Genomic DNA, 24,506 nt, shown 5'->3' on the forward strand with positions numbered 1-24,506 from the left:
GCTCACGGCGCCCGCAAAAACGCCAGGACGTCGCGCACGGTGCGTGCCGCATCTTCCTCGTGCGGCACGTGCCCGAGCTCCGGATAGATGATGAGTGTCGCCCTCGGAAGCAGGCGCTGGAAGCGCGCCGCATCCGACGGCGGAATGAGCTGGTCGCGTCCGCCCCAGAGGATTAGCGTCGGCGCCGTGATCGATGCCAAGCGCGCCGTGTCGGCCCCGGGGGCGGTCTGTGCGAAACGATGGGCCAGCACGGTGCGGTTGCCCGTGCGCAGGGTGAGCTGGTAGTACCGGTCCACCAGCGCGTCGGTGACCTTCTCGGGATCGCCGTACACACTGCGCACGCTCGACTCGACCACGCCACGAGGCAGAATGCGCGTGAAGAGCCACGACAGGGATGGCGTGCGGGCGAGCCGAAAACCCAGCGGTACGGACTCGCTCGTGAACTTGAAGCCCGCCGGATCCACGAGCACCAGCTTGCGCACACGGTCCGGCGCGCGCGCGGCCGTCTCCCACGCGATCTCTCCGCCGAGCGAATTTCCCGCGACATCAGCACGCCGGACACCCAACGAGTCGAGCAGGGCCACCACGAATCGCGTGTACCGCTCGATGCGATAGTCGTTGAGCGGATCGGGGCCTGTGAGGCCGAAGCCCGGCAGGTCGACGCTGATCACGCGGCGTGTCGAGCGAAGCGCCGCGCTCCACCCTTCCCACGTGTGCAGGCTGGCCGAGGTGCCGTGCAGCAGGAGCACCGGCACGCTGTCGTTCCGCGGTCCTTCGTCGCGCAGATGGGCCGTGACTCCATCGACGGGGCGCAACACCGATGGGGCAGGTGCCCAGCGTGGGGTGAGTGCCGCTACGGTGATGTCCGGAGCGGCCACGGCCGAGTAGGCCAGCATGAGCAGCAGGGCCACCATGAAGGCCGCGGTCAGCCATCGGGCGAGTCTCATGCGACCATCCACAGGGCTATCGGAGGGGAAGAGGGGCGCCGTCGAGCCGTTCGAGCGGCTTCACCCGCAGCAATCGCGCGAGGGTGGGCGCGATATCGACGGTGCGGACGAAGTCTGAGCGCACCCGCTGCGCCGTGCCGAATCCGGCGAAGATGATCGGTACATGGGAGTCATGGTCGTACGGCGAGCCATGCGAGGCGACGTTGCCGTCCCAGGTGCTGAGCGAATCGAGGGTGACCACTGCCGCCACGTTCCCCTCTGCGGGAAACTGATGCGCCCAGCGGCGCGCAATGGCGCTGCCGGTGGTGTCGGCGAGCAGTTGCCGGAAGCGATCCACTCGTGCGACGCCGGGGATCTTCCGCGCCTCGCGCATGAAGAGCGCCACGGCTGCATCATGATCCTCCGGTCGGCGGAACGCCCGGCGATTCGAGACGAGTACGTTGAGGTCAAGGCCAAGGGCGCCGGTGTCGATCTTCATCTCGCGCAGCTTGGCGCGGACCAGCGGCATGACCTGCTGTACCGACACGCGGCGCGGGCGTGGCCGGACGTGCTCTGGGGCGAGTTCTGGTATGGTACCCACGCCGTGGTCAGCGGTGAGCACCACGGTGATGCGTGAGGAATCCCGGAGCTTGTACAAAGAATCGAGGAAGGCGCCGACGGCGCGATCCACCCGGAGCACCTGGTCATGGATCTCTCGCGAATCAGGGCCATAGTAGTGGCCAATCACATCGGTGGCTGACAGGGATACGGCCAGCAAGTCCGTTTGCGGCCCCAGGCCGAGTTGCCGCGAGTGCACACCGTGCAGCGCAAAGGCCAGTACCAGGTCGTCCATGAATGGCGTAAGGCGAATCTCACTGCCCGCCTTGGTCATGTCGTCGCTGAGGCGATGCGGGAACGCCACATTGTACCCGCCCCCCTCGATCGCTACGCTGTCTGGTTCCCGGTAGGCGCTATCGGGAAGCAGCAGTCCCCACGTCTTGCCGAGGTGTTGTGCCAACAGATGGCGGTCGTTGAACGTCTGGACCCACGCGGGCAGGTCCGCGCGATAGTATGTGCTGGTCAGGAAGCGACCGTCGACCGAGTACCAGTACACATCCGTCTTCGAGCGGCCGATGGGAAGAATTGCGGCACGGTCCTTCATCGAGACCGACAGCGATCGGGTGCGCTTGTCGGCGACACGCATCCAGTCGACGAGCGTGGTGCCCCTGAACCGGGCCGGCGAGGCTCCGGGTCCGTCGCCGCCTGCCACGAGCGGTGCCGCATTATCCGCCACCCCAATCGCGTTCATCATGATCCCGGTGGACCGGGGAAAGCGTCCACTCAGCAGCGTCGCGTGTCCCGGCGCCGTCTCGGTGATGGCATGATCGTGGTGCGCGTTGGTGAACCGCACGCCACCTTGCCCGAGGCGGGCAATACCGCCGTTCAACTGTGTGCCGTAGCGCGTCAGGTACTCGCCACGGAACTGGTCGATCGTGATCAGGACGACCAACGAGGGCGTGTCCGCCGGTCGTGCCTCGGGGCGTCCGAGCGCCGCGGCCACACCAGTTATCGCGAGCACCACTGGAAGGGCCAGTATTGGAATCTTCATTTGGCGAAATGTATGGTATGCGGGTGGTCCGGCGCGGCCTCACCGCTTACCGGCGAATCGGTATCCCGCGCCAGGTTCGGTGACAATCAGGCGAGGCGTGGCGGGATCGGGCTCGATCTTTCGACGCAAGTGCGTAATGTGCACGCGAACGTGCGTCGCGAAATCACCGAATTCGCGATCCCACACGATGTCCCAGAGCTGCTTGGATGAGAGGGGACGCCCCGCATGCAGCACCAGCGCGCGCAGCAGCGCCCATTCGGTGGGCGTAAGGCGCTGCGGTACGCCATTGCGCACCACGCGCTGCTTGGCGAGGTCGATCTCCACACCGTCCGTGATCGTGTGCGCCCAGAGACGCGCGGCAGAGGCCCTCGCGGAGCGGCGCAGCTGGCCACGGACGCGCGCAAGCAACTCGGCGGCGCTACACGGCTTCATCACGAAGTCGTCGGCGCCGGCGTCCAGAAGCGCCACCTTCTCGTCCTCACCGGCGCGCCCCGACAGGACAATGATCGGCACGTCGGTCAGCCCACGCAGCCGCTCCAGTAGCTCGGAACCGTCGCCGTCGGGGAGGTCGACGTCGAGGATGACCACCTCGGGAGACGACTGCGCGCATTCGCGGATGGCTTCCGCCACGGTGCCCGCGCACAGGACGCGCTGTCGACAATTGGGCTGCAGCGTGGCGGCGAGCGTCTCGCGCAATCCCGGGTCATCCGCTACGACGAGCATGGTCTCCGGATCCGGCCACTCCGTCGGTAGGGGATGAAGCATCCCGGAAACGTAACGGTCGCCGAACTCCGGCCACAACCTAGGTGGGCGGGCCTGTCACTGCGCTGATCCACGCGGTGCTGGACCGGTGGGCCCGTGACGGCAGCCGTCACCTTCCGGCAATCGGAAGGGACGGGAGGCCATGCCCCCAGGGCCCCGCTAGGCTACGCCACCGGTGCTACGCCACCGGTGCTACGCCACCGGTGCTACGCCACCGGTGCTGACAGCGTTTGGAGGTCGATCACGAAGCGGTATTTCACGTCGGCCCTGAGCATGCGCTCGTACGCTTCGTTAACGGTGGCAGCGCTGATGAGCTCAATGTCGGCGGTGATCCCATGCTGGCCGCAGAAATCGAGCATCTCCTGGGTCTCCTTGATGCCGCCGATGAGCGAGCCCGCGAGGCGCCGGCGCTTCATAATGAACGTGAAAGCCCCCGGCGACGGATGTGGCTCCGGGGAGCCGCCGAGCAACACCAGAGTCCCGTCGAGGCGGAGGAGCTGCATCTCTCCCTCGAGGTCGTGGGGGGTGCCGACGGTGTCGATGATGAGGTCCAGCGAGTTGCGCAGGGGCTTCATGACCGCCTTCTCCCGCGACACCAGCACCTCATGCGCACCGAGCCGGCGCGCGTCATCGGCCTTGGAAGGCGAAGTGGTGAGCACAACCACATGGGCGCCGAGCGCACTGGCGAGCTTCACCGCCATGTGGCCGAGGCCACCAATCCCCACGACGCCTACGCGCGAGCCGGGGCCCACCTTCCAGGTGCGCAGTGGCGACCAGGTGGTGATGCCGGCGCAGAGGAGGGGCGCGACGGCGGCCGGATCGAGATTGGCCGGTACACGAAGCACGAAATCCTCGTGCACGACGATCACGCTCGAATAGCCACCCTGCGTCGGTCGCCCCGTCTCCTTTTCCGTGCCGCCATACGTCCCCGTCATGCCATTGTCGCAATACTGCTCGACCCCCTGCTGGCATGGGTCGCACTGACGGCAGCTGTCGACCATACACCCCACGCCCACCAGGTCACCCACCTGCCACTTGGTCACCGCCTGTCCGACGGCGCTCACACGGCCCACGATCTCATGGCCGGGCACCTGCGGGTAGGGGCAGGGGCCCCATTCGCCTCGGACCGTATGAAGATCGGAGTGGCAGATGCCGCAATAGAGGATCTGGATCTGCACATCGCTGGCACCCACCTCGCGGCGCTCGAAGCGCCAAGGGGCGAGCGGACCGGCCGCTGCGAAAGCGGCAATGCCGAAAGCTGGAATCATGGTCTGGTAAACGTGCAGCCGGGGACGCACGTTTTCCATACGTGGATTCCGCAGGTCCCACACCGTTTCCCCTTACCTCTCCACATGTCCCTCTCTCGTTTCGCCCCGCGACGCGCCGCCTCCACACTCGCGGTGGCGGGTGGGCTCGTGCTGCAGAGCGCGATGCTGGCTGGCTCGCTCCATGCGCAGGCGCTCGATTCCGCCACCGTTGCCGGCATGCGCTGGCGTACCGTTGGCCCCGCGAACTTCATGGGTCGTCTCTCTGATGTCGCCGGCATCCCGAGCCCGTCCAAGACGGTGTTCGTTGCTGCGGCCGGTGGCGGCATCTGGAAGAGCACCAACAATGGCGTCACCTGGCGCCCGGTCTTTGATGACAAGCGCATCATCTCCATGGGCATGCTGGCCATCGCGCCCAGTGATACCCAGCAGGTCTGGGCCGGCACGGGTGAGCCCAACTCGCGCAACTCGATCGAACCCGGTGGCGGCATCTTCAAGAGCGCCGATGGCGGCATCACCTGGAAGCCGATGGGGCTCGAGAAGACCGAACACATCGGGCGCATCGCCGTACACCCCACCAATCCCAATGTGGTGTTCGTGGCGGCCCTCGGCGCGGCGTGGCGTGCGAACCCCGACCGTGGCCTCTACAAGACCACCGATGGCGGCCAGACGTGGAAGTTGGTGAAGTTCATCAGTGACAAGGCCGGCTTCGTGGATGTGGCGATCCATCCGAAGAATCCCAATGTGATCTTCGCCACGAGCTGGGAGCGTCGGCGTACCCCGTATTCGCTCTTCAGTGGCGGCCCCGGCTCGGCGCTGTGGAAGAGCACCGACGGCGGTGACACGTGGGCGGAAGTGAAGGGCGGCGGCTTCCCCGCCACCTACAAGGGGCGCATGAGCCTCGACATCAATCTCGCCAACCCCGACATCATGTACATGATGATCGAGGCGGCAAGCAACAGCACGGGCCCGATCGTCGGGGAGCGAAGCCCCAAGCTCAACGGCCTGTGGAAGAGCACGGACGGTGGCGCCACCTGGGCGCAGATGAACAACATCAACGTGCGGCCGTTCTACTACTCGCAGGTGCGCAGCGATCCGAAGAACCCGAATCGCGTGTACTTCTCGAGCACCGAGCTGCAGCTGTCGGAAGACGGTGGCAAGACGTCGCGGAACGCTGCGCAGAATGTGCATGTGGACGACCACGGCATCTGGATCGATCCCAATGATCCGCAGCGCTGGTTCCTTGCGAACGACGGTGGCATCGCCATTACGTACGATGCGGGCGGCAACTTTCTGCAGGGGCAGAATCTCCCCATCGCGCAGTTCTACGAAGTGGCCTACGACATGGCCGTACCGTACAACATCTGCGGCGGCGCACAGGACAACGGCACGTGGTGCGGTCCCAGCCGTCTGCGCGCGTCGCAGACGAGCCTCGGATACTGGTACACGATTGCCGGTGGTGACGGCTTTTACGCCGCGATGGATCCGACCGATCCCAACATCGTGTACGGCGAGTCGCAGGGCGGCAACGCCCAGCGCCTGAACCTCAAGACCGGGGAGCGCATGGCCTTCGCCAAGCCGAGCTGGCAGCCCAGATACAAGCAGTGGGAAGATTCCATTGCGGTGGTCCGCGGCAACCCGCTCGAGCCGGCCAGCAAGGCACAGCTCACGGCCATTACAGCGTTGCGCAAGCTGCAGGCCAAAGACTCGGCAGAGCTCAGCATCCGCTACAACTGGAACACGCCGTTCTTCATCTCGCCGCATAACCCGGCCACCATCTACTACGCCGGCAATCGTGTGATGAAGTCCACCAAGCGCGGCGAGGACCTGCAGATCATTTCCCCCGACCTCTCGAAGCAGCTCACCGCCAAGCTCGACACGGCGCTCCGTCTCACCGGCGGCATCACGCTCGACGCGACCGGTGCAGAGACCTACGGCACGGTGGTGGCCCTCGAGGAGAGCCCGGCGCGTCAGGGCTTGCTCTACGCCGGTACCGACGACGGCAATGTGTGGAAGTCGGCGAACGACGGCGCCACGTGGGAGAACATCGGCAAGCACATCATGGGGCTGCCGAACGGTGGCGAAGTGTACGTCACGCGGATCGACGCATCGGCCTTCGACACCAACGTCGTGTACGTGGCGTTCGACAACCACCGCAACGGTGATTTCAAGCCGTACCTGTTCATGTCGAAGGACGGCGGCAAGACGTTCACCAGCATCGTGAACAATCTGCCGGCCGACGGCAATGCGGACTTCCTGCACGTCGTGCGCGAAGACCCGAACAACCCGAACGCCCTGTATGTGGGCTCGTCACTCGGCGTGTATGCGTCGGTCGATCGTGGTCAGACGTGGGCGAAGTTCGCCGCGGGCCTGCCGAGCGTGCCGGTGTACGATTTGCAGATCCATCCGCGCGACAAGGAGCTGATCGCCGCCACGCACGGCCGCGGCTTCTGGATCGTGGACGTCGCGCCGCTCTCGCAGATGACCAAGGCGATCGCGGAGAAGCCGGTGCACCTGTTCCAGCCCAAGACGGCGTTCCAGTGGGGCGAGGTGCCCCTGCGCGGTTCGACCGGCAACGGCAACGGTCAGAGCTTCTTCACGACGCCCAACCCGGCCTACGGCGCCAACATCTCCTATCGCGTCACGCAGGCCGGTTCGCCGGCGCGCATCAGCGTGCTCAATGCCGTGGGTGACACGATCTCCACCATCACCGGCCCCGGTAGCGTTGGGCTGCACACGGTCACGTGGAACTTCAGCGTGAGTGGCCGTCCCGCTCCGCGCGCACCGCTCTCGGCAAGCGAGAAGCGCGACAGCATTCTGCGCGCCGTCCGCATGCCGGCGGTCCTCGATTCGCTGACCAAGGCGAAGTACGACAGCACGGCGCTCGCGCTCGCGAAGCAACTCCTCAACCCGCCCGCGGGTGGCTTCAACTTCCGCGGCGGCGGCGGTGGCCGTGGCGCATCGGTGCCGTGCGAACGCCCGCTCACGCAGTGGGACACGTTCTGCGCGCGTCCGGCGGAGGCGACGGTGCGCCCCGGTCAGGGGGGCGGCGACGCGGCCGCGCAGCTGCAGGCCCGTGCGGCCCAGATGCAAAACGCCGGCAGCAATCCGGCCGTGCGCAAAGTGTTTGAGCTGATTGGTCTGCCCATGCCGGCCGGTGGTCGCGGTGGTTTTGGCGGTTTCGGTGGCGGCGGTGGTGTGGCCAATACCGGCGAGTACGGCATCGTGCTGCAGATCGGCAACACGATCCAGAAACAGACGCTGCGTATCGAGAATATGGGCGCCGCCGGTGGCGCCAATCCCTTCGGCTTCGAGACGGAAGAAGACGGGAAGCGATAAAGAGGTACACCACGCAGAACGGCGCGTTGGGCCACTGCCCAGGGCGCCGTTCTGCGTTGCGCGCGGTCCGACATCACCACGCCCTCGAGATGTCCGCGTCCCGGGCGTGCCGTGCCATCACTCGCGGTATCCGCGCTCCAGCAAGAATGCCCGCACCTTGTCGGGGTTCCGCTCCACCTCGAGCGATCCTGGCTTGAGCCCCGTGCGAATGAGCATGCCGCGGCCCGCGCCGCTGGCGACCACGAATGCATCGGTGGTAATGCACACCACCTCGGCCGTTTCCGACAGTTGCCCCGGGTGCCCCGAGAAGGACATGGTTGACTGCTCCGACATCCCTTCGGCCTTCATCATCCCGTGCGCTTCGCTCCAGGTGACGCCGGTGAAGAGCACGATGTCATTGTTGCCGTCGATGAAGTCCTCGACGGGCACCCCGTATACGCCGGTGTTGGCTTCTACCTCGGCGCGGATGCGATACGCGTCGAAGAGTCCCTCCACATCGGCTTCGTCGAGTCCGATCCGTACCGTGACGCCATCGCGCAGGACGACGGTGACTTCGTGCTCGGAGACTGCCATGCCGCGCCATGCCCCACGCAACTTGCGCATGGCTTCCATGGATTCGGCGGTCGCCTGAAATCGATATTCGCGCACCAGAGCCTCGTTCGTGTCGCTCGTCCTGTGATCTACTTGGGTGCTCGCGTGAACAGCACGTAGTCTGCCTTGCTTGCGTGATCGGATCCCTTGGCCTTGCCGAGGTCGGCAACCGGTACGGCGGTGAGCACCACGCTCGACGCCTTGGGCGCGCGACGCAGCGCCCGTTCAACGGTGCCAAGGCGGCTGTCGCTGTGGAACGCACCATCCACGTGGAAGATCACCGATCCCCTGGGCGCGCGCGCGTACGCATCGGCCACCGCTTCGCCCATGGCCTCATCCTTCAGGCACTGTGCTTCGTAGAAGCGATCCGTCATCTGGGCCATTGCTGACTGGTCGGCCGCGGTCGGCGGACCGCCGCCGGCGCTGTGCCCCGTCATGGTCGCGGCGAACTTCTCGTAGTAGGCATCCTTGGGGCAGACGTTCACCTTGGCCACGTAGCCGCGGTCACGCGCGTTCATCGTGTCGAGTACGGCGAGGCCGCGACGGCTCACGGCGCTCGCGAGCCGGCGCGGCACATTGGCTGCCACGACCGGCCACCCGCGCACCCGCGCCAGCTCCACCATCGGGCGGTAGTCGGTGGTGTAGCGATCCCATGGCCGGGCCCCCGCGAGGAACTCCTTCTCGCCGATCACCCCGCCGAGATACTGATCGAGCAGCGGCTGCACGTCACGTTCGAACATTTCGAGCGTGACTACGACATGCCCCCGTCGCTCGCCGAGTGCCGCCATCACGGCGTGTTCCGCCGCGTGGGTGGCCGGATCGTCGTGCTGCTCGCCGAAGAACACCATGTCCGCCTTGGCTACGGCGTTGGCGAACTCGCGGAAGCTCACGAACCGTGACGCCTTGCTGTCGTAGATGCGCAAGGCCGGTTCCGGCGCGCGCTCCGTCGTGTAGGCGCGACCGCCCCCCGGCAGGCACGCCGTGGTGAGGAGCGACAGGGCGCCCAGCAGCAGTGAGGAAGCGGATCGGCGGGACATTTGGAAGAGGGAGCAGGGATACGTGTGGCCGATAGGAACCAGGAACAATACCACCATTCGCCCCGCTCAAATTACCCCCTCCCCGGAATCATGGCCGCCGGCGTCGGTTCGCCGTTCACTCTTTTGGCCATCGGTGTTTCCCTCTAGGCTCCCAAGACGTATCGTGGTCGCCATGCCCGACACCCCCTCGCTGTTGCCGCTCGTCGGCATTCTGATCGTCATCTTCGGCTTTGCGTTTCGCCTCAATGCGCTGCTGGTGGTCACTCTGGCCGGTATCGCCACAGGGCTCGCAAGCGGGCAATCGCTGCCGGCTGTTGTCGCCGCCTTCGGCAAGGCGTTCGTGGACAGTCGCTACATCGCCATCGTGTGGCTGGCCTTGCCGGTCATTGGGCTCGCCGAGCGCTCGGGGCTCAAGGAACGCGCACGTGACGTGATCAGCGGCATCAAAGCCGCTACGGCCGGACGCGTGCTACTCGTCTACCTCGCCCTGCGACAGGCCACGTCGGCGCTTGGCCTCGTATCGTTGGGCGGTCATGCGCAGATGGTGCGGCCGCTCGTCGCGCCTATGGCCGAAGGGGCGGCGGAGAACGCGCACGGTGACCTGCCACGCGCCACGCGCGAGCGAATCAAGGCGATGGCCGCGGGTGTGGACAACGTGGGCATGTTCTTTGGTGAAGATGTATTCGTGGCCATCGGCTCCATTCTGCTCATTCGCGGCTTCCTCGAACAGAACGGCATCATGGTGGAACCGTTGCAGCTCGCGCGCTGGGCCATTCCCACGGCAATCGTGGCGTTCGTGGTGCACGGGTCGCGCGTGCTGTGGTTCGATCGTCGGATTGCGCGTGAGGTGGCGGCCGAGGCCGACGCGTCCAATGGGGGGCCCCGCGCATGATCACCCTCGACGTGATTTACGTGCTCATGGGCCTGCTCACCGGTGGCATCGCGGTGGTGAATGCCCGCGACGTGAGCAACCCACGCCGCTGGCGCAACACGCTGTTCTGGGGCGTGTACGCGGTGCTCTTCTTCGCCGGATCGTACCTCGGCGACTTCGTCAATGGCGTGCTGGTGCTGATCATGGTGGGCACCGCGGCGGCCGGGTTAGGGCAGGGGACGCGGGAAGCGGTGACGGCCGAACAGCGTGCGGCGTCGGCGCGCCGTTTCGGGAGCCGACTGTTCGTGCCGGTGCTGGTCGTGCCGATCGCCACGTTTGTGGGGAGTCTCCTGCTGAAGGATCTCACCCTCGGCGGCGTGCCGCTCGTGGATGTGAAGCAGGTCACGCAGATTGCGCTGGGGCTGGCCACGGTGCTGGGGTTGCTCACCGGGCTGGTCATGCTGCGCCCACCGGTGAGCGCCCCGATCGTGGAGGCTCGCCGCCTCATGGACAGCGTGGGGTGGGCGGCCGTCTTGCCACAGTCGCTCGCCGCACTGGGGGCGCTGTTCGCCGCGGCTGGCGTGGGGAACGTGGTGAGTGCGCTCGCCACCACCTATCTGCCCCTCGGCACGCCCGTGGCGGCCGTCGCGGCGTACGCGATCGGCATGGCGCTGTTCACCATGATCATGGGCAATGCCTTTGCGGCATTCCCTGTGATGACCGCGGGGATAGGCTTGCCGCTCGTGGTCCAGCAGTTCGGCGGGGACGTGGTCGTGGTTACCGCCATCGGGATGCTCTCGGGTTTTTGCGGCACTCTCATGACACCGATGGCCGCCAATTTCAACATCGTGCCGGCTGCGCTCCTCGAGCTCACCGATCGCTACGGCGTGATCCGTGCGCAGGTACCCACGGCGCTTGCCCTGCTGCTCGCCAACATCGTCTTCATGGCGATCTTTGCCTTCCCGTGACCGCCTGATGGCCACAGACCTGCACGTCGTCACTCCTGCCGTCGCGTCGCATTTCGCGCGGCTCGCCCTGTCGCACGTGCGGCGGGAGTATCCCAGCAAGCTCGATCACGTGCTGCTCGATGCACACGACGTGCGGGGGCCGGCCGCACTGCATCCGGTGTTCTATGGCAGCTTCGACTGGCATTCGTGCGTGCATGGGTACTGGTTGCTCGCCACGCTCGCACGCCTTGTCCCCGCCTTGCCGGAGCGCGGGGAGATCGTGGCGTTGTTCGACGCGCAGTTCACAGCAGACAAGGTGAGCGCGGAGGTGGCGTATGCCGCCCATCCTTCGCGCGCCGGGTTCGAGCGGCCGTACGGATGGGCGTGGCTACTGATGCTACAGGCGGAGCTGTCGCGCCATCCCGATGCAACGCGTTGGTCGCGCGCCCTTCAGCCGCTCGCCGACGTGTTCGCTGGGCGCTTCCGGAGCTTCCTGCCGCGCGCCACGTATCCGATCCGGGTGGGCACCCACTTCAACACCGCATTCGCCGTGCGCCTGGCCGTCGAGTACGCCGACGCGGCAGGCGACCTCGCGCTTTCTGCCTCGCTCCGCGAAGCGGCGGTGCGCTGGTATGCGGGCGACCGGGACTGCCAGGCCTGGGAGCCCGGCGGGGACGATTTTCTGTCATCGGCGCTCATCGAGGCGGAATGCATGCGTCTGGTACTCGACGCGCCGGAGTTTTCTGTCTGGCTCAGCGGATTCCTGCCCCGTCTGGCGCACGGGGAGCCGTCAACGCTCGTCACCCCGGCACATGTGAGCGATCGCACGGACGGCAAGATCGCGCATCTCGACGGACTCAACCTGTCCCGGGCCTGGTGCTGGCGGTCGCTGGCGCGTGAGATGGCCGACGCGGATCCGCGCCGCGCCATTGCCCGTGCGGCTGCGGCGCGGCATCTCGACGCCAGCCTGCCCCACGTGGCTGGTGACTACATGGGTGAGCATTGGTTGGCGACCTTCGCGCTGCTGGCGCTTCAGGCGGGCTGAGCTTCACGCGGACGCTGGAACGGTAGTTTAGGGTATGCACCCCGAGACCGCGCTCCTCGTCACCTTGGCCGGCGCCTTTGCTGCGGCGTTCGTCTTTGGTTTCGTGGCCACCAAGCTCCGCATGCCGCCGCTGGTAGGGTACCTGCTGGCGGGCATCGCGCTGGGCCCCAACTCACCGGGGCTCGTGGTCGATGGATCGATCGCGAGCCAGCTGGCTGAAATCGGTGTCGTTCTGCTGATGTTCGGCGTGGGGCTGCACTTTTCACCGGGTGATCTGCGTCGCGTACGCCGCATCGCGCTCCCGGGCGCCGTCGCGCAGATGGTGGTGGCGCTGTCGTTGGGTACCGCGCTCGCGATCTCCTGGGGCTGGTCTGCTGGTGCGGCGGTGGTGTTTGGGCTTTCGCTCTCGGTGGCCTCCACCGTCATTGTCCTCCGGGTTCTCGAGGACCGCGGGTCACTCGACTCCGTCGATGGCCGCATTGCGGTGGGCTGGCTGGTCGTGGAAGACCTGGCTGTAGTCATCGCCCTGGTGCTGCTCCCCGCCGTGCTCGAGGCGCTTGGCAGCACGACGACCGGAGGAGGGGCGGTGGATGCGGTGGCCCTCGGCAAGGTCCTCGGTGTCACCTTCCTCAAGGTGGCCGCATTCATCGTGCTTATGGGGGTGGTCGGACGCCGCGTCGTGCCGTGGCTGCTCACGCATGTGGCGCGTACCGGCTCGCGAGAACTGTTCACGCTCGCGGTGCTGGCGGTCTCGCTGGGCGTCGCCGTGGGCGCTGCGGCACTGTTCGGCGTATCGTTTGCCCTCGGTGCTTTCCTGGCCGGCGTGGTGATCAGTGAGTCGGACCTCAGCTATCGCGCTGGCGCCGACGCTCTCCCCATGCAGGACGCGTTCGCTGTCCTTTTCTTCGTGTCGGCAGGTATGCTGATCGAGCCGTCGATCCTGCTGCAGCAGCCACTCAAGGTGCTGGCCACGATCGGCGTGATCATCGTGGGCAACTCCTTGGTGTCTGCTGCGCTCTTGGTCATGCTCAGGCATCCGCTCGGCGCTTCGCTGCGGCTCGCTGCCAGTCTTGGCCAGATCGGCGAATTTTCGTTCATCCTCGCGGGGCTTGGCGTCTCGCTTGGCGTGCTCTCGAACGAGGGGCGCAGCCTCATTCTCGCGTCGGCACTGTGCACCATCGTGCTCAATCCGGCGCTCTTCTGGGGGATGGACCGGCTGGCTACGTGGATCTCGCGTCATCCGCGACTGCTCGATCGCCTCGAGCGACTGAAGGCGCCGCGTTTAGTCACGACCGACCTGTGGATGGCCACCCCTGCCAACCACGCCATCCTGATTGGCTACGGTCGGGTGGGGCGCACCATCGGCGAAGCCTTCGTGCGCGTGGGTGTGCCGTTCATCGCGATCGAGCAGGATCGCCGCGTGGTGGAAGCCATGCGCACGCTCGGCGTGACGGCCGTGTACGGTGATGCCACGCGCCCCGGCATCCTCGATTACGCACGCCCTGAATTCGCGCGGCTGCTCGTGATCGCCACCCCCGATCCCTATCACGCCCGCCACGTGATTGAACTGGCCCGCGCACGCAACCCACACATCGACATCATCGTGCGCACGCATGCCGACACCGAGCAGGCATTCTTCGAGCAGCTTGGCGTGAGCAAGGCGCTCATGGGGGAGCGCGAACTGGCCTTCGGTATGGCGTACCACAGCCTGCGCGCCGCTGGCTGCGACGACGACCGTGCCGACGACGTGATCGCCAGTCTCCGCGGTGGCACCCGCATGTCCACGCGCGAGTTCAGCTCGATCATGTCCGGCGACCCCCCGACTGCGGTGGCGCCGGAGCACTCGTGATCGCGGCTCGCGGCTACGCCTTTTCGATCCCCGCTTTCCCATGCGTCACTCGCCACGTGGAAGCGGTCTCGATCGGCGCCCCAGGCTTATCCACGAATGGTACGGTGCGGTAGTCGGCGGTCCACACGTCACGGTTCACCGTGCAGCGTACGTAGCCGCGACGGTTCTGGTACCAATGCAGGTGCGGGTTCTCACGGCGCATGTCGTCGAGGCGTGCTGCCGGTACGTCGCCGCCGTTCCCGCCACTCGAGATGCTCGTGCCTACGAATTCTGCGCCCACGACCGGCCGATCGGGGCGTGAGAAATCGCTGCGCAGATCATTCACCCAGTTGCTGTGAATGTCGCCGGTGAGCACCACGGTGCGGTTGGGGGCACGCTTGGCCACCTCGCCCAGCAGTCGGTCACGGGCGACCGGATAGCCGCTCCACTGGTCCATCGAGGTACGAATGGCATCGCCTTCGGCCGCATCGTACGGGGCCATCATGATCTGCTGCGCCAGCACCTGCCAGTGTGCGCGCGAGGCGCCAAGCCCCTTTACCAGCCACTCCTCCTGCGGTGCGCCAAGGAGGCCGCGTCGCGGATCGCTCCACTCGGCGCATGGCGCCTGCGTGCCGTCGTTGCACGCCTGGTCATCGCGGTACTGCCGCGTGTCGAGCACCCAGAAGCGTGCCAGTGCCCCCCAGTTTACCGAACGCGTGATCGTGAGGTCCGCCCATGACTGCACGCGCGGCACCCGTACCGGCTGGTGCTCCCACCACCCCTGATACGCCGCCGCGCGACGCGCCCGCATCTGGTCGGTGCTCTCCATGCCGTTCTCGCCGACCAGTCCTGCGTAGTTGTTATCCACCTCGTGGTCGTCCCACGTGACCACCCACGGGCAGCGCGCATGCGCAGCTTGCAGCATCGGATCGCTCTTGTACTGTGCGTAGCGCCGGCGATAGTCGTCGAGCGTACGGATCTCGAGCCCCTGATGTGTGCGCACGCTCCGGGTATTGCCGGCGTACTCGTAGATGTAGTCCCCCAGATGCACACCGAGGTCGATCTCCTCACGGGACAGGTGATCGAAGGCGGTGAAGAGCCCCTGCTCCCAGTGCTGGCAGCTGGCGAAGGCGAAGGCGAGCGGTGACATGGCGCCGTCGGCCGGCGCGGTACGGAAGCGTCCCGTCTTGCTCGTCGCGCCACCGCTCATGAACCGGTAGAAGTACCAGCGGTCCGGCTGCAGCCCTTCGAGCTCCACGTGCACGCTGAACGCCAGCTCGGGGGCGGCGGTGGCGCGCCCCTTCTTCACGATCGTCCTGAACGCCTCGTCGTCGGCAACTTCCCAGTCCACGGTGGTGCGCAATCCGTCCATGCCGCCATCCGGCTCGAAGGGACGGGGGGCGAGGCGCGTCCACAACACGCCGCCGGTCGGGGTCGGATCGCCAGAGGCGACGCCGAGCTGAAACGGGTCGTCGGCAAACCGGGGACGGGAGGTCACACGCCACACGTTGGGCACGGCGGCACAGAGCGCGGCATAGCGCGCGAGATCGGAGACAAAGAGTCGGCGGTCCATGCCCATAGCCTACGCCCGACGGACGAAAACGCGAGTCGAAAACCAAAATCGGCACCGGTGCGTTACAGGCCCATGACTTCTCCTTCGTTTCCCCGTGGCGCCGGTCCTGGCCGCCTGTCGTACGCCCGCGCGCGTCTCTCCCTCGGCATCAGCGGGGTGGGGACGGCGGTCCTGGCCGCCGTCTGTCTGTTGGCCTTCGATATTCCAACGGCCGGCTTCTCGGTCAGCGCCGAGTACTCGTTGGGGCGCTCGCTCTTCGCCCTTGGGATCTTCTTCGCCATGGTGGCGGCCCTCTTCTTTCTGTTCGACCTGATGGGCGGCGCATGGGTGGTGCGTCGGAAGGGTCATGCGCAGTACTGGTTGTTCCGTTGGCTCCGTGGCGCGGCGCTGCAGTGGCTGGTGTGGATGCTTGCCGCCGTGGCGCTCATGGTCACGGCACGTACGGTCGGCGGTCTCGCGACCGTGGCCGTGTTCGTGGTGGTGCAGCTACTGCTGGCGGCCTTTCGCGGACGCATGGCTCGTCTGGTCGCGCCGCTCACTCCGCATCCGCCCAGCGCCACCTTCGTGCAGGCCGCCGAGCTGGCGGGGCTTCGTGTGGAGCAGCTGCGCGTGGTGGACTCCCCAGACGAAGGCTTCGTGGGGGGATGGAGCAGCCTCTGGCCGCGCACCCTGCTGGTGCCGATGCGCTGGGGCACCCTGCCGGTAAGGGTACTTGCGGCACAACTGGCGCGTCGCAAGGCGGTGGCCGACAGCGGCGCACATCTGCGGGGGGTGCTCGGCGCCCTGCTCTGGAACACCATCGGCTTCGTGGTCGTGCAGCAGGTCACGGGTACCACACCGGCCACGGCGGCGGGGGTGGTCACCCTCATGGCCGGCATGACGCTTTGGGCCTTCGCCGGTGTCCTGTTGCTCCCCACCCCCTCGCGCGCCGCGGTCTATGCCACCGACGATGCCGTCCGTCGCACGCAGGGCGACGCGGCACTCCGCACGAGCATCGAACTGCTGGACAAGTGGCAGGATGACGAGCCCACCCGTACCCCCAACGTGGAGCGCATCTTCCATCCGGTGCCCGCACGCTCCAATCGCTTGGCGCGACTGGATCAGGATGCGGCCGGTGGCCTTCGCCTTTGGCACGCGCACAATCTGGCGCGGCAGGCACTGTGGATGAGCTGGGGTGCACTCACGCCCATCTCACGGGTCGTGCATTGCAACGTGGGGCGGACCGCGCTCTGGGTGATGCTGCCCGGGGACTGACACGGTAGCTTTGCCCGGATGACCAAGGATCTGGGACCGGCGGTGCGCTTTCCCCCACCGCTGCTGTTTGTGGCGGGGCTTGGCACGGGCGTGATGATCGATCGATACGGCCAGCTCCCGCCGTTGTGGCCTGCGACCCCTGCTGTCGAGGTGGTCGGCGCGCTGCTCGGGGTGCTGGGGCTCGCCATCGTGTACACGGGTATCCTCACCTTTCGGCGATTCCGGACGGCGATCTATCCGAATCGACCGGCGAAGCTGGTCGTCGATTCCGGCATCTACGCGTTCACGCGCAACCCCATGTACCTCGGCATGTCCGTGTTCTATGCCGGTGGTGTGCTGATCCTGCATTCGCTTGGCGCGCTGGTCCAATTCCCCATCGTACTCGTCGTGCTCCACGTGCACGTGATCGCCCGTGAGGAGCGTCACTTATGGCAGCGATTTCCGCAGGAGTACGCCGCGTATTGCGCGAGGGTGCGCCGTTGGATCTGATCCGTCGGCTCCTGATCGCCGGCATGATCTTCGGTGCCGGTCTCCCGCTCAAGGCGCAGCCAGTACCAGTGGTCACCCCACGCCCAGGGCTGGTGATCACGTCGAGCGTGAAGGTGCGGCCAGGCGTGTACCGGTTGCGTGCCTCCGCCTCACTCGATTCCGCCCTGATCACCGTGCGAGGTCGCGACATCACCGTCGACATGCGCGGTGTGGTGCTGGTGGGCACGCCCACCGATAGCGCTCCCGACGCGGCGCGCGGGACCGCCGTGCGCATCGACGGCGGCCGCAACGTGCGTCTGCACGGGCTCGTTGCCCGCGGCTACAAGGTCGGCATTCTCGCGCGCCAGGTGCGCGACCTGGTGCTCGAGCGGAATGATCTCAGTTATGGCTGGAAGCCACGGCTATTCAGTCTCGTCGAACACGAGAGTCTCAATGACTGGCTCTCGTATCACAAGAACGAGGACGATCAGTGGCTGCGGTTCGGCGCCGGGGTCTATTTGCGCGGCGTGCGTGGCGGCCGCATTACCGGCACTACGGTGCGGCAGGGCATGAACGGGCTGCTGCTGTCGCACAGCGACTCGCTCGACGTACGCGACAACGACTTTTCGTACAACTCCGGTCTCGGTATCGGCATGTACCGCGCCAGTTGGCACCGCATCGTGAACAATCGCGTGGATTACAACGTGCGTGGTTCATCGCACGGCTTCTATCAGCGAGGGCAGGACTCCGCCGCCCTGCTCATGTTCGAGCAGTGCATGCACAACGTGGTGGCGTACAACAGCATGACCCACAGTGGCGACGGGCTGTTTCTGTGGGCCGGGCAGCACACGATGGACACGGGGCAGGGGGGATCCAACGACAACCTGTTCCTCATGAACGACTTCAGCTTCGCGCCCACCAACGGCATCGAAGCCACGTTCAGTCGTAACCAGTTCATCGGCAATCGCATCGAGGGGAGCACGCACGGCTTGTGGGGCGGCTACAGCTATGGCACGCGCATCGTGGGCAATTGCTTTTCGAACAACCGCATCGCGGTGGCAATCGAGCACGGGCAAGACAATGTCGTGGGCGGCAACCACTTCAGCGGCGACACGCTCGGCATTCGTCTCTGGGCCGATTCGATCGAGCCGAGTGACTGGGGTTATCCGAGGCACCGCGATACGCGAAGCCGAAACTGGCGCATTGTGGAGAACCGGTTTGAGGCGGTGTTACAACCGTGGCGCATTGCCAACACCAGTGCGCTGGACAGCGCGCGCAATCAGGTGGTGATGGTGCGTCCCGACAGCAGCTGTGACCCGGCGCGCATCGTTCCCACGACGGCTTGGTGGCGCGTCCCGGACATTCCCGCTGCGCCGCTGCGCTGGCCTGCCGCTGGGAACGCCACCCGCAACCGTCAGGCCATCGTGGTGGACGAATGGGGGCCGTACGACTGGCAATCCCCGCGACTCTGGCCACTCGACAGCACCCGCGCCGCGCCCTTGCGCCTCAGGGTATTGGGACCGGTCGGACAATGGCGCGTGATTGCACAGCGCGGCATCGCGCGTCTTTCCGCGGGGCGCGGACGCACCGGCGACACCATCACGGTGGAGCCGGCGGTGGCCCACCGTGGCGACTGGCGCCTGCAGCTGGAGTATCGCGGCGAGGCCGTCGTGCTCCGCAACGGCCGGCGTGTGGGGCGTGGTATGCCGGTCCGCTTCGCGTATGCGCACTGGGAGCCGGCGCAGGAGTGGACGCAGCGGTTCTTCGCCTATGCCGACAGCACGGACCCGTTCACCAGGCCGGAGGCATTCGCGGCCCTGCTGAACGAGGCCCCGCTGCTCACGCGCACGGTTCCGCGTCTCGATCTCTTCTGGTCACGCCCACGCGAGGCGGGCATTCCCATGTCGCGCTTTGCGGTCGAAGCAGAGAGTCGCATCGAATTGCCGCCCGGTCAGTACACGCTGCGCACCCTCAGCGACGACGCGGTGCGCGTCTGGGTCGACGATCGGCTCGTGATCGACCACTTCGCCCCCCACGAAACCGCACCGGCCTACGCTGAGCTGCGCGGCGGGTCTCACAGGGTGCGTGTGCAGTACGTGCAGGTGACCGGTTGGGTGGAATTCCGGCTGGACTTCCTCAAGGGACTGGTGCGGCGGAGCGACGGCTCTGCCGGGCCGCACTGACGGTCAGGGGCTACCGCCACCGCCGGCGCGCTGCGAGCCGCCGGGAGCGGCTGCGCGCCAATACCGGCGCACGCGTTGCTCCAGAGCGAACCGCCCCCCACATTCCCGCTTCATGGACCTTCCCTTCCTGTCTCTCCTCCCCGGACGGCGCGCATGACCATTTCCTGGATCGATTGGGTCATCGTGGCGGCATCCATCCTCGTGTGCTTCGTGCCCGCGCTCTTTCTCGCTAAGCGCTCAGGAGCCAGCACCACCGAGTTCTTTGCCTCGGGCCGGTCGGTGCCTTGGTGGCTCGCCGGCCTGTCGATGGTGGCGACGACCTTCTCCTCGGACACCCCCAACTGGGTCACCGAGCAGGTGCGACGGTATGGTGTGGCGGGCAACTGGCAGTGGTGGGCGTTCGTGCTCACCGGCGTGGCCACCGTCTTTCTCTTCGCGCGCCTGTGGCGCCGCTCCGGGGTCCTCACTGATCTCGAGTTCTACGAACTCCGCTATTCCGGGCGTGAGGCCTCGTGGGTGCGCGGCTTCCGCGCCCTGTACCTTGGGCTGTTCTTCAACTGCTTCATCATGGGAATGGTGACGCTTGCGGCCTGCAAGATTGCCAACATCCTCTTCGGGCTTGCCCCGTGGCAGACGATCCTGCTCACGGGTGTGCTCAATGTGGTGTTCGCGGCACACTCCGGTCTCTGGGGCGTGCTCGTCATCGACATGATCCAGTTTTTCATCAAGATGACGGCCGTGTTCGCGGCCGCGTGGTTCTCGCTCGTCGAGGTGGGACGCCGGCTTGGCAACGACGCCAGCGGCTGGACGGGACTCACGCTGCTGATCGAGAAGCTCTCCACGCAGCAGGTGGTGCAGGGGGCCGGCGATGCGCAGCCGGTCATGTCGGTCGCCGACGGCTCGGGGCAGCCCATCCTGGACATGCTCCCCAACTTCAGCATGTCGGAATTGGCGCTGATGGTGTTCATTCTGCCGATCGCCGTGAGCTGGTGGGCCAATTGGTATCCGGGTGCGGAGCCGGGCGGTGGGTCGTACATCGCGCAGCGCATGCTCGCGTCAAAGTCAGAAAAGGACTCGCTCGGCGGCACGCTCTTCTTCAACGTGGCGCATTACGTGCTGCGCCCATGGCCGTGGATCATCACCGCCCTCTGCTCGATCATCGTCTACCCCGACTTGGCCAGCATTCAGGCCGCCTTTCCCATGGCGGATCGCTCCCTGATCGGTCACGACTCCGCCTTTCCGGCGATGCTGAAGTTCCTGCCGGTCGGCTTCGTGGGGCTGATGATCGGTGGTCTCATCGCCGCCAATTCCTCGACGATCCTCACGCACCTCAACTGGGGCTCGTCATATCTGGTGCACGACTTCTACCGCCGTTTCGTGCGTACCGATGCCACGGAATCGCACTACGTGAATGCGGGGCGGTGGTGTACGGTGCTGCTCTACGTGGTGGCGGCTCTGCTCAGCCTTACCATGAGCTCCGCGCAGCAGGCCTTTCAGGTGCTGCTGTCCATCGGTGCCGGCACCGGTCTCCTGTACATGGCCCGCTGGTTCTGGTGGCGCGTGTCGGCGTGGTGCGAGATTGTGGCCATGGTGATGTCGCTCGTCACCAGCCTGGCGGTACCGCAACTCATACCGGATGCCGGTTTCGCCATGACCACGATCGTGCAGGTGGGCATCACCACGCTGGCGTGGCTCGTGACCGCGTTCGTGGGGCCGGCCACGGACCGCACCACCCTCGTGGCGTTCGTGCGGAAGGTGAAGCCGGCTGGGCCCGGCTGGCGCCTGCAGCGCGCCGAGGCCGGTGTGAGTGACGCCGAGGTCGCACGGGAGAACCGTGTGGGCACCTCGCTGCTCGGGTGGGTGGCAGGCTGCCTTGTGATCTGGTCATCGCTGTTCGCGATCGGCAACTTCCTCTACGCAGCGGGCGATCCGTCACGTGTGGCCGATGCGTGGATCCTTACCGCCGTGCTGGTCGTGAGCGGTGGGGTGCTGCTCGGCGTGACGCGACGCCTATGGGCCAACAGCAACGGTTGATCCATCGCGAGACGCCGGGTGGCGTTTGCCTCGAGCACGAGGGCCGCGCCGTCGGCGACGCCTTAACATCGGGGGCGGAGCCTCGTCCAATGAGGTGAAGCGGGCGCCGGATGGGCGACCGTACCCCTCGACCGGAAAGGATCCCATGACACATAGCCGTTCCCAGTTCCTGATGGCCGCCACGATCGTCGGGCTGACCCTCGCGTCGGCTGCCGAAGCGCAGGGTGCGGGTGGGCAGGGGCCGCGCCCACCCGTCGGTCAGCGCGGGAGTGCCCCCGGCGGCATGATGCCGCGACGTGGTCCTGGCGGTCCCGGCGGGCCGCCGGGCGTCATGGGTGAGCGCGGCGAACGGCCGGGGCGTGGCGCCCGCGGCAATCCGGCGGCCATGCTCCTCCGTCTGCGCACGGCCCTGTCGCTCACGGACGATCAGGTGAAGAAGCTGGAGGCGCTGCAGAGCGTGGCGGCCCCGAAGTCGAACGCGTCGGATCTGCTTCGTGCGCGCGCTGATCTGATGGACGCCATGCAGGGCGACGGGAATCTCACGAAGGCGCGTGCGGCCCTCGACCGCATGAGTGCCCTTCGCAACGAGCGCGTGATCGGGGGGCTCAAGCTGCGTCAGGACGCGCGCGCGGTCCTCAACGCCGAGCAGCGGACCACGCTCGACAACATGCGGAAGGCGATGCGCGGAGAGGCGCGCGACAAGATGCGCGGCACGATGCGCAATAACGGGCGCGCGGGCGGGCGGGGCGTCCGCCGCGGCGGCCCGCAGCGCCCGCTCGGTCCGGGCGGCGCATCGTAACGGCCGAGGGCGGCACGCCCCCGCTGATCATCGAGTGCCTGAGGGGGATGTGGCCGACCGGCTGCATCCCCCTCGCTGCGTTCAGTGTTCGTCTCGACGCGGCGGCGCGAGAGAACGGCGCCATTGGGCCACATCGGTCGGGGTATCCAGATCGAAGTGGCCGTTTGACAACGGTACGGTGATGGTGCCGTCACTGGCCAGGAGTGTCCGCGCGCCCGTCTCGCCACGCAGAGCACGGAGCACCGGCCAGTCCTGCGCGGGAAGAACGGCGGGAATACCACGCACGCATCGCCCATCGCCGCTGACGTAGGTCGAGGCCACACGCCCGCCGCTGCGCGCGGCATGCAGGAGAGCACCCACATGCGCGGCATCGACCGACGGCATGTCGCAGGCCGCCACGAGCACCCCGTCGCAGGACGGAATCGCTGCCACACCGGCGGCGATGGATGTGCCCATGCCCTCGCTCCATTGGCCGTTCAGTACGCACTGCACCCACCGCGCAACGCCGTGCTCCTCGAGCGTGTGCCGCACCTCGTGGGCGGCAGCACCGAGTACGACGATCACCGGTGCACACCCGCCATCACGTAGTGCCTGCACCATGCGGACGACCGTGGGCACATGCTCGGCATCCTGCAGCAGTTGCTTCGGCTCGCCGAGCCGGCGCGATGCCCCGGCCGCCAGGAGCACGGCGGCGATGGTCATGTCCGCACCCATTCAGTCGACGCGCGGCTCGGGGAGCTCGCAGCGTAACGGCTGCGTTGGGGACGTCGGTGCCCTGCCGTCTTCCGGCAGTGTCGGTGTGGGCGTGCGCGAGTGGATGGGGCTCTGGCGCTCCCGGAGAAACCCCGCCGGTCTGGCGTGCATCACCGCTTCGATCTCGGCGATCGCAGCCAGCGCAATAGACGCTGGGCTTTCACCACCCAAGTCGAGTCCGATCGGTGCGTGCAGCTTGTGGCGATGGCGTGGGGTGATCTCCACCTGCGATGCCGCCAGCGTTGCCTCAGCCGATGCGAGCAGCTGCGCGGCGCGCTTGCGTGAACCGAGCACCCCAACGTAGCCGAGCGGCAGCGGGAGCGTGGCGGCGAGCCACGCGGCATCCACGTCAAACATGTGCGACAGCAGCGCGACTGCGGTCCGCGCATCGTGCGGCAATTCGCTCAAGGCTGTCTGCACCGCATCGAGCTGCCGCATCTGGCGCCGATGCACGCCCTCCGGTACCTCGAGCGCCTCGAGCATCGCTGGCCGGTGGTCGAGGATCGTCACGTGCCAGCCCAGCGTCACGGCGATGTGTGCGAAGGCCGCGGCGCCGCGCCCGGCTCCTACGCAATGCAGGGCGATGGGTGCCACCAACGGCTCCACGAATACCGAGGCGTCGTTGGACAGGGCGTGCAGCACGGGCATCACCGTGCGTATGGCGGTGTGCGCGATCGGTGCCACGTCGGTCGGCGAAACGAGCCGCGCATCATCGGTCAGCGGGTGCCAGCGGGCCGACGGGCTGTCGCCGTCGAGTAGCAGGCAGGTGGTCCCACTCCCGTGTGCGTCGAGGATGGTGACCACGGTCCCTCCCTGCCGACGGGCACGGATTGCCTCGGCCTCGGCCATCCACTGCCAGTCCGGAAGCGGTTCGAGCAGCAGGTGCGCGATGCCATCGCAGGCCGCGCCCAGCCCCCAGATCGTTTCGAGGTCGGCACGGAGGTCGTAGGTAAGGCGCGCCGCACGCCCGGTCGCGCACACCGCTGCCGCCCGCGCCGCCACATCACCCTCGAGGCAGCCGCCGCTGACGGCACCGGCCAGCACCCGTCCCTCGGCGTCCACCAGCAGCCGTGCGCCGGGCTGTCGGTACGACGACCCGTCCACCTGCACCAGCGTGGCAAGCGCCAGCGCTACCTGCGGGCGGGACTGCCGGGCGGCGGCGGCTGCTCGCGCGAGTTCGACGAAGCCGTTCACGGATGCTCCGGCAGACAACGGGGAAGGG

19 protein-coding genes are annotated in these 24,506 nt (G+C 66.9%); 10 read left to right on the forward strand and 9 right to left on the reverse strand.

Annotation, left to right across the window (positions count from 1 at the left end):
• Positions 1-2: 2 nt before the first annotated feature.
• From ACIQ51_RS02165 to ACIQ51_RS02180, 4 genes are all read right to left on the reverse strand, one after another.
• The gene (locus ACIQ51_RS02165) at positions 3-947 is read right to left on the reverse strand and encodes an alpha/beta fold hydrolase (protein WP_396203362.1); all 945 of its coding nucleotides are present in this window, start codon (positions 945-947) and stop codon (positions 3-5) included.
• A gap of 16 nt (positions 948-963) precedes the next feature.
• Positions 964-2,535: an alkaline phosphatase family protein gene (locus ACIQ51_RS02170; protein ID WP_396203363.1), complete on the reverse strand. Its 1,572-nt coding sequence runs from the start codon at positions 2,533-2,535 to the stop codon at positions 964-966.
• Positions 2,536-2,574: 39 nt separating this feature from the next.
• Positions 2,575-3,300 (reverse strand): response regulator transcription factor, encoded by a 726-nt coding sequence (locus tag ACIQ51_RS02175; protein WP_396203364.1) that lies wholly within the window; start codon positions 3,298-3,300, stop codon positions 2,575-2,577.
• 203 nt (positions 3,301-3,503) lie between these two features.
• Complete coding sequence (locus tag ACIQ51_RS02180; RefSeq protein ID WP_396203365.1) at positions 3,504-4,565, reverse strand: NAD(P)-dependent alcohol dehydrogenase; 1,062 nt, start codon at positions 4,563-4,565, stop codon at positions 3,504-3,506.
• 84 nt (positions 4,566-4,649) lie between these two features.
• Here ACIQ51_RS02180 and ACIQ51_RS02185 point away from each other — a divergent pair, with 84 nt between their 5' ends.
• Positions 4,650-7,901, forward strand: coding sequence for a WD40/YVTN/BNR-like repeat-containing protein (locus tag ACIQ51_RS02185; RefSeq protein WP_396203366.1), 3,252 nt, complete (start codon positions 4,650-4,652; stop codon positions 7,899-7,901).
• A gap of 117 nt (positions 7,902-8,018) precedes the next feature.
• Here the strand turns inward: ACIQ51_RS02185 and ACIQ51_RS02190 are convergent, their stop codons facing one another.
• Positions 8,019-8,504 carry a hypothetical protein gene (locus ACIQ51_RS02190; RefSeq protein WP_396203367.1) on the reverse strand — a complete coding sequence of 162 codons (486 nt, stop codon included), beginning with the start codon at positions 8,502-8,504 and terminating at the stop codon, positions 8,019-8,021.
• A gap of 77 nt (positions 8,505-8,581) precedes the next feature.
• Positions 8,582-9,529, reverse strand: a complete 948-nt coding sequence (locus ACIQ51_RS02195) for a ChaN family lipoprotein (protein WP_396203368.1) — start codon at positions 9,527-9,529, stop codon at positions 8,582-8,584.
• Positions 9,530-9,719: 190 nt separating this feature from the next.
• On the opposite strand from ACIQ51_RS02195, the gene ACIQ51_RS02200 reads away from it, so the two are divergent.
• Genes ACIQ51_RS02200 through ACIQ51_RS02215 form a run of 4 tightly spaced genes read left to right on the forward strand, consistent with a single transcriptional unit; the run spans position 9,720 to position 14,241 of the window.
• The gene (locus ACIQ51_RS02200; protein ID WP_396203415.1) at positions 9,720-10,421 is read left to right on the forward strand and encodes a DUF969 domain-containing protein; all 702 of its coding nucleotides are present in this window, start codon (positions 9,720-9,722) and stop codon (positions 10,419-10,421) included.
• Positions 10,418-11,368 (forward strand): DUF979 domain-containing protein, encoded by a 951-nt coding sequence (locus ACIQ51_RS02205; protein WP_396203369.1) that lies wholly within the window; start codon positions 10,418-10,420, stop codon positions 11,366-11,368. Before ACIQ51_RS02200 ends, ACIQ51_RS02205 begins: the two co-directional genes overlap by 4 nt.
• 7 nt (positions 11,369-11,375) lie before the next feature.
• On the forward strand, positions 11,376-12,392 hold the full coding sequence (locus ACIQ51_RS02210) for a DUF2891 domain-containing protein (RefSeq protein WP_396203370.1): 1,017 nt from the start codon (positions 11,376-11,378) through the stop codon (positions 12,390-12,392).
• 34 nt (positions 12,393-12,426) lie between these two features.
• Positions 12,427-14,241, forward strand: a complete 1,815-nt coding sequence (locus ACIQ51_RS02215) for a cation:proton antiporter (protein WP_396203371.1) — start codon at positions 12,427-12,429, stop codon at positions 14,239-14,241.
• Positions 14,242-14,254: 13 nt separating this feature from the next.
• Here the strand turns inward: ACIQ51_RS02215 and ACIQ51_RS02220 are convergent, their stop codons facing one another.
• Positions 14,255-15,793: an alkaline phosphatase D family protein gene (locus ACIQ51_RS02220; RefSeq protein WP_396203372.1), complete on the reverse strand. Its 1,539-nt coding sequence runs from the start codon at positions 15,791-15,793 to the stop codon at positions 14,255-14,257.
• 72 nt (positions 15,794-15,865) lie between these two features.
• Here ACIQ51_RS02220 and ACIQ51_RS02225 point away from each other — a divergent pair, with 72 nt between their 5' ends.
• The 5 genes from ACIQ51_RS02225 (at position 15,866) to ACIQ51_RS02245 (ending at position 22,531) form a co-directional block, all read left to right on the forward strand.
• The gene (locus ACIQ51_RS02225) at positions 15,866-17,047 is read left to right on the forward strand and encodes a hypothetical protein (RefSeq protein ID WP_396203373.1); all 1,182 of its coding nucleotides are present in this window, start codon (positions 15,866-15,868) and stop codon (positions 17,045-17,047) included.
• 18 nt (positions 17,048-17,065) lie between these two features.
• The gene (locus ACIQ51_RS02230) at positions 17,066-17,536 is read left to right on the forward strand and encodes a methyltransferase family protein (protein ID WP_396203374.1); all 471 of its coding nucleotides are present in this window, start codon (positions 17,066-17,068) and stop codon (positions 17,534-17,536) included.
• On the forward strand, positions 17,476-19,698 hold the full coding sequence (locus ACIQ51_RS02235) for a NosD domain-containing protein (protein ID WP_396203375.1): 2,223 nt from the start codon (positions 17,476-17,478) through the stop codon (positions 19,696-19,698). Before ACIQ51_RS02230 ends, ACIQ51_RS02235 begins: the two co-directional genes overlap by 61 nt.
• Before the next feature lie 153 nt (positions 19,699-19,851).
• Positions 19,852-21,732: a sodium:solute symporter family protein gene (locus ACIQ51_RS02240; RefSeq protein ID WP_396203376.1), complete on the forward strand. Its 1,881-nt coding sequence runs from the start codon at positions 19,852-19,854 to the stop codon at positions 21,730-21,732.
• Positions 21,733-21,877: 145 nt separating this feature from the next.
• On the forward strand, positions 21,878-22,531 hold the full coding sequence (locus ACIQ51_RS02245) for a Spy/CpxP family protein refolding chaperone (protein WP_396203377.1): 654 nt from the start codon (positions 21,878-21,880) through the stop codon (positions 22,529-22,531).
• A gap of 81 nt (positions 22,532-22,612) precedes the next feature.
• Here the strand turns inward: ACIQ51_RS02245 and ACIQ51_RS02250 are convergent, their stop codons facing one another.
• Both ACIQ51_RS02250 and ACIQ51_RS02255 read right to left on the reverse strand, forming a co-directional pair.
• Complete coding sequence (locus tag ACIQ51_RS02250) at positions 22,613-23,233, reverse strand: NTP transferase domain-containing protein (RefSeq protein WP_396203378.1); 621 nt, start codon at positions 23,231-23,233, stop codon at positions 22,613-22,615.
• A 12-nt stretch (positions 23,234-23,245) separates the two neighbouring features.
• Positions 23,246-24,478, reverse strand: coding sequence for an XdhC family protein (locus ACIQ51_RS02255; RefSeq protein WP_396203379.1), 1,233 nt, complete (start codon positions 24,476-24,478; stop codon positions 23,246-23,248).
• Positions 24,479-24,506: the final 28 nt, after the last annotated feature.

The sequence above is a fragment of the Gemmatimonas sp. genome (assembly GCF_044344655.1).
In the GTDB taxonomy this organism is placed as follows: Bacteria; Gemmatimonadota; Gemmatimonadetes; order Gemmatimonadales; family Gemmatimonadaceae; genus Gemmatimonas.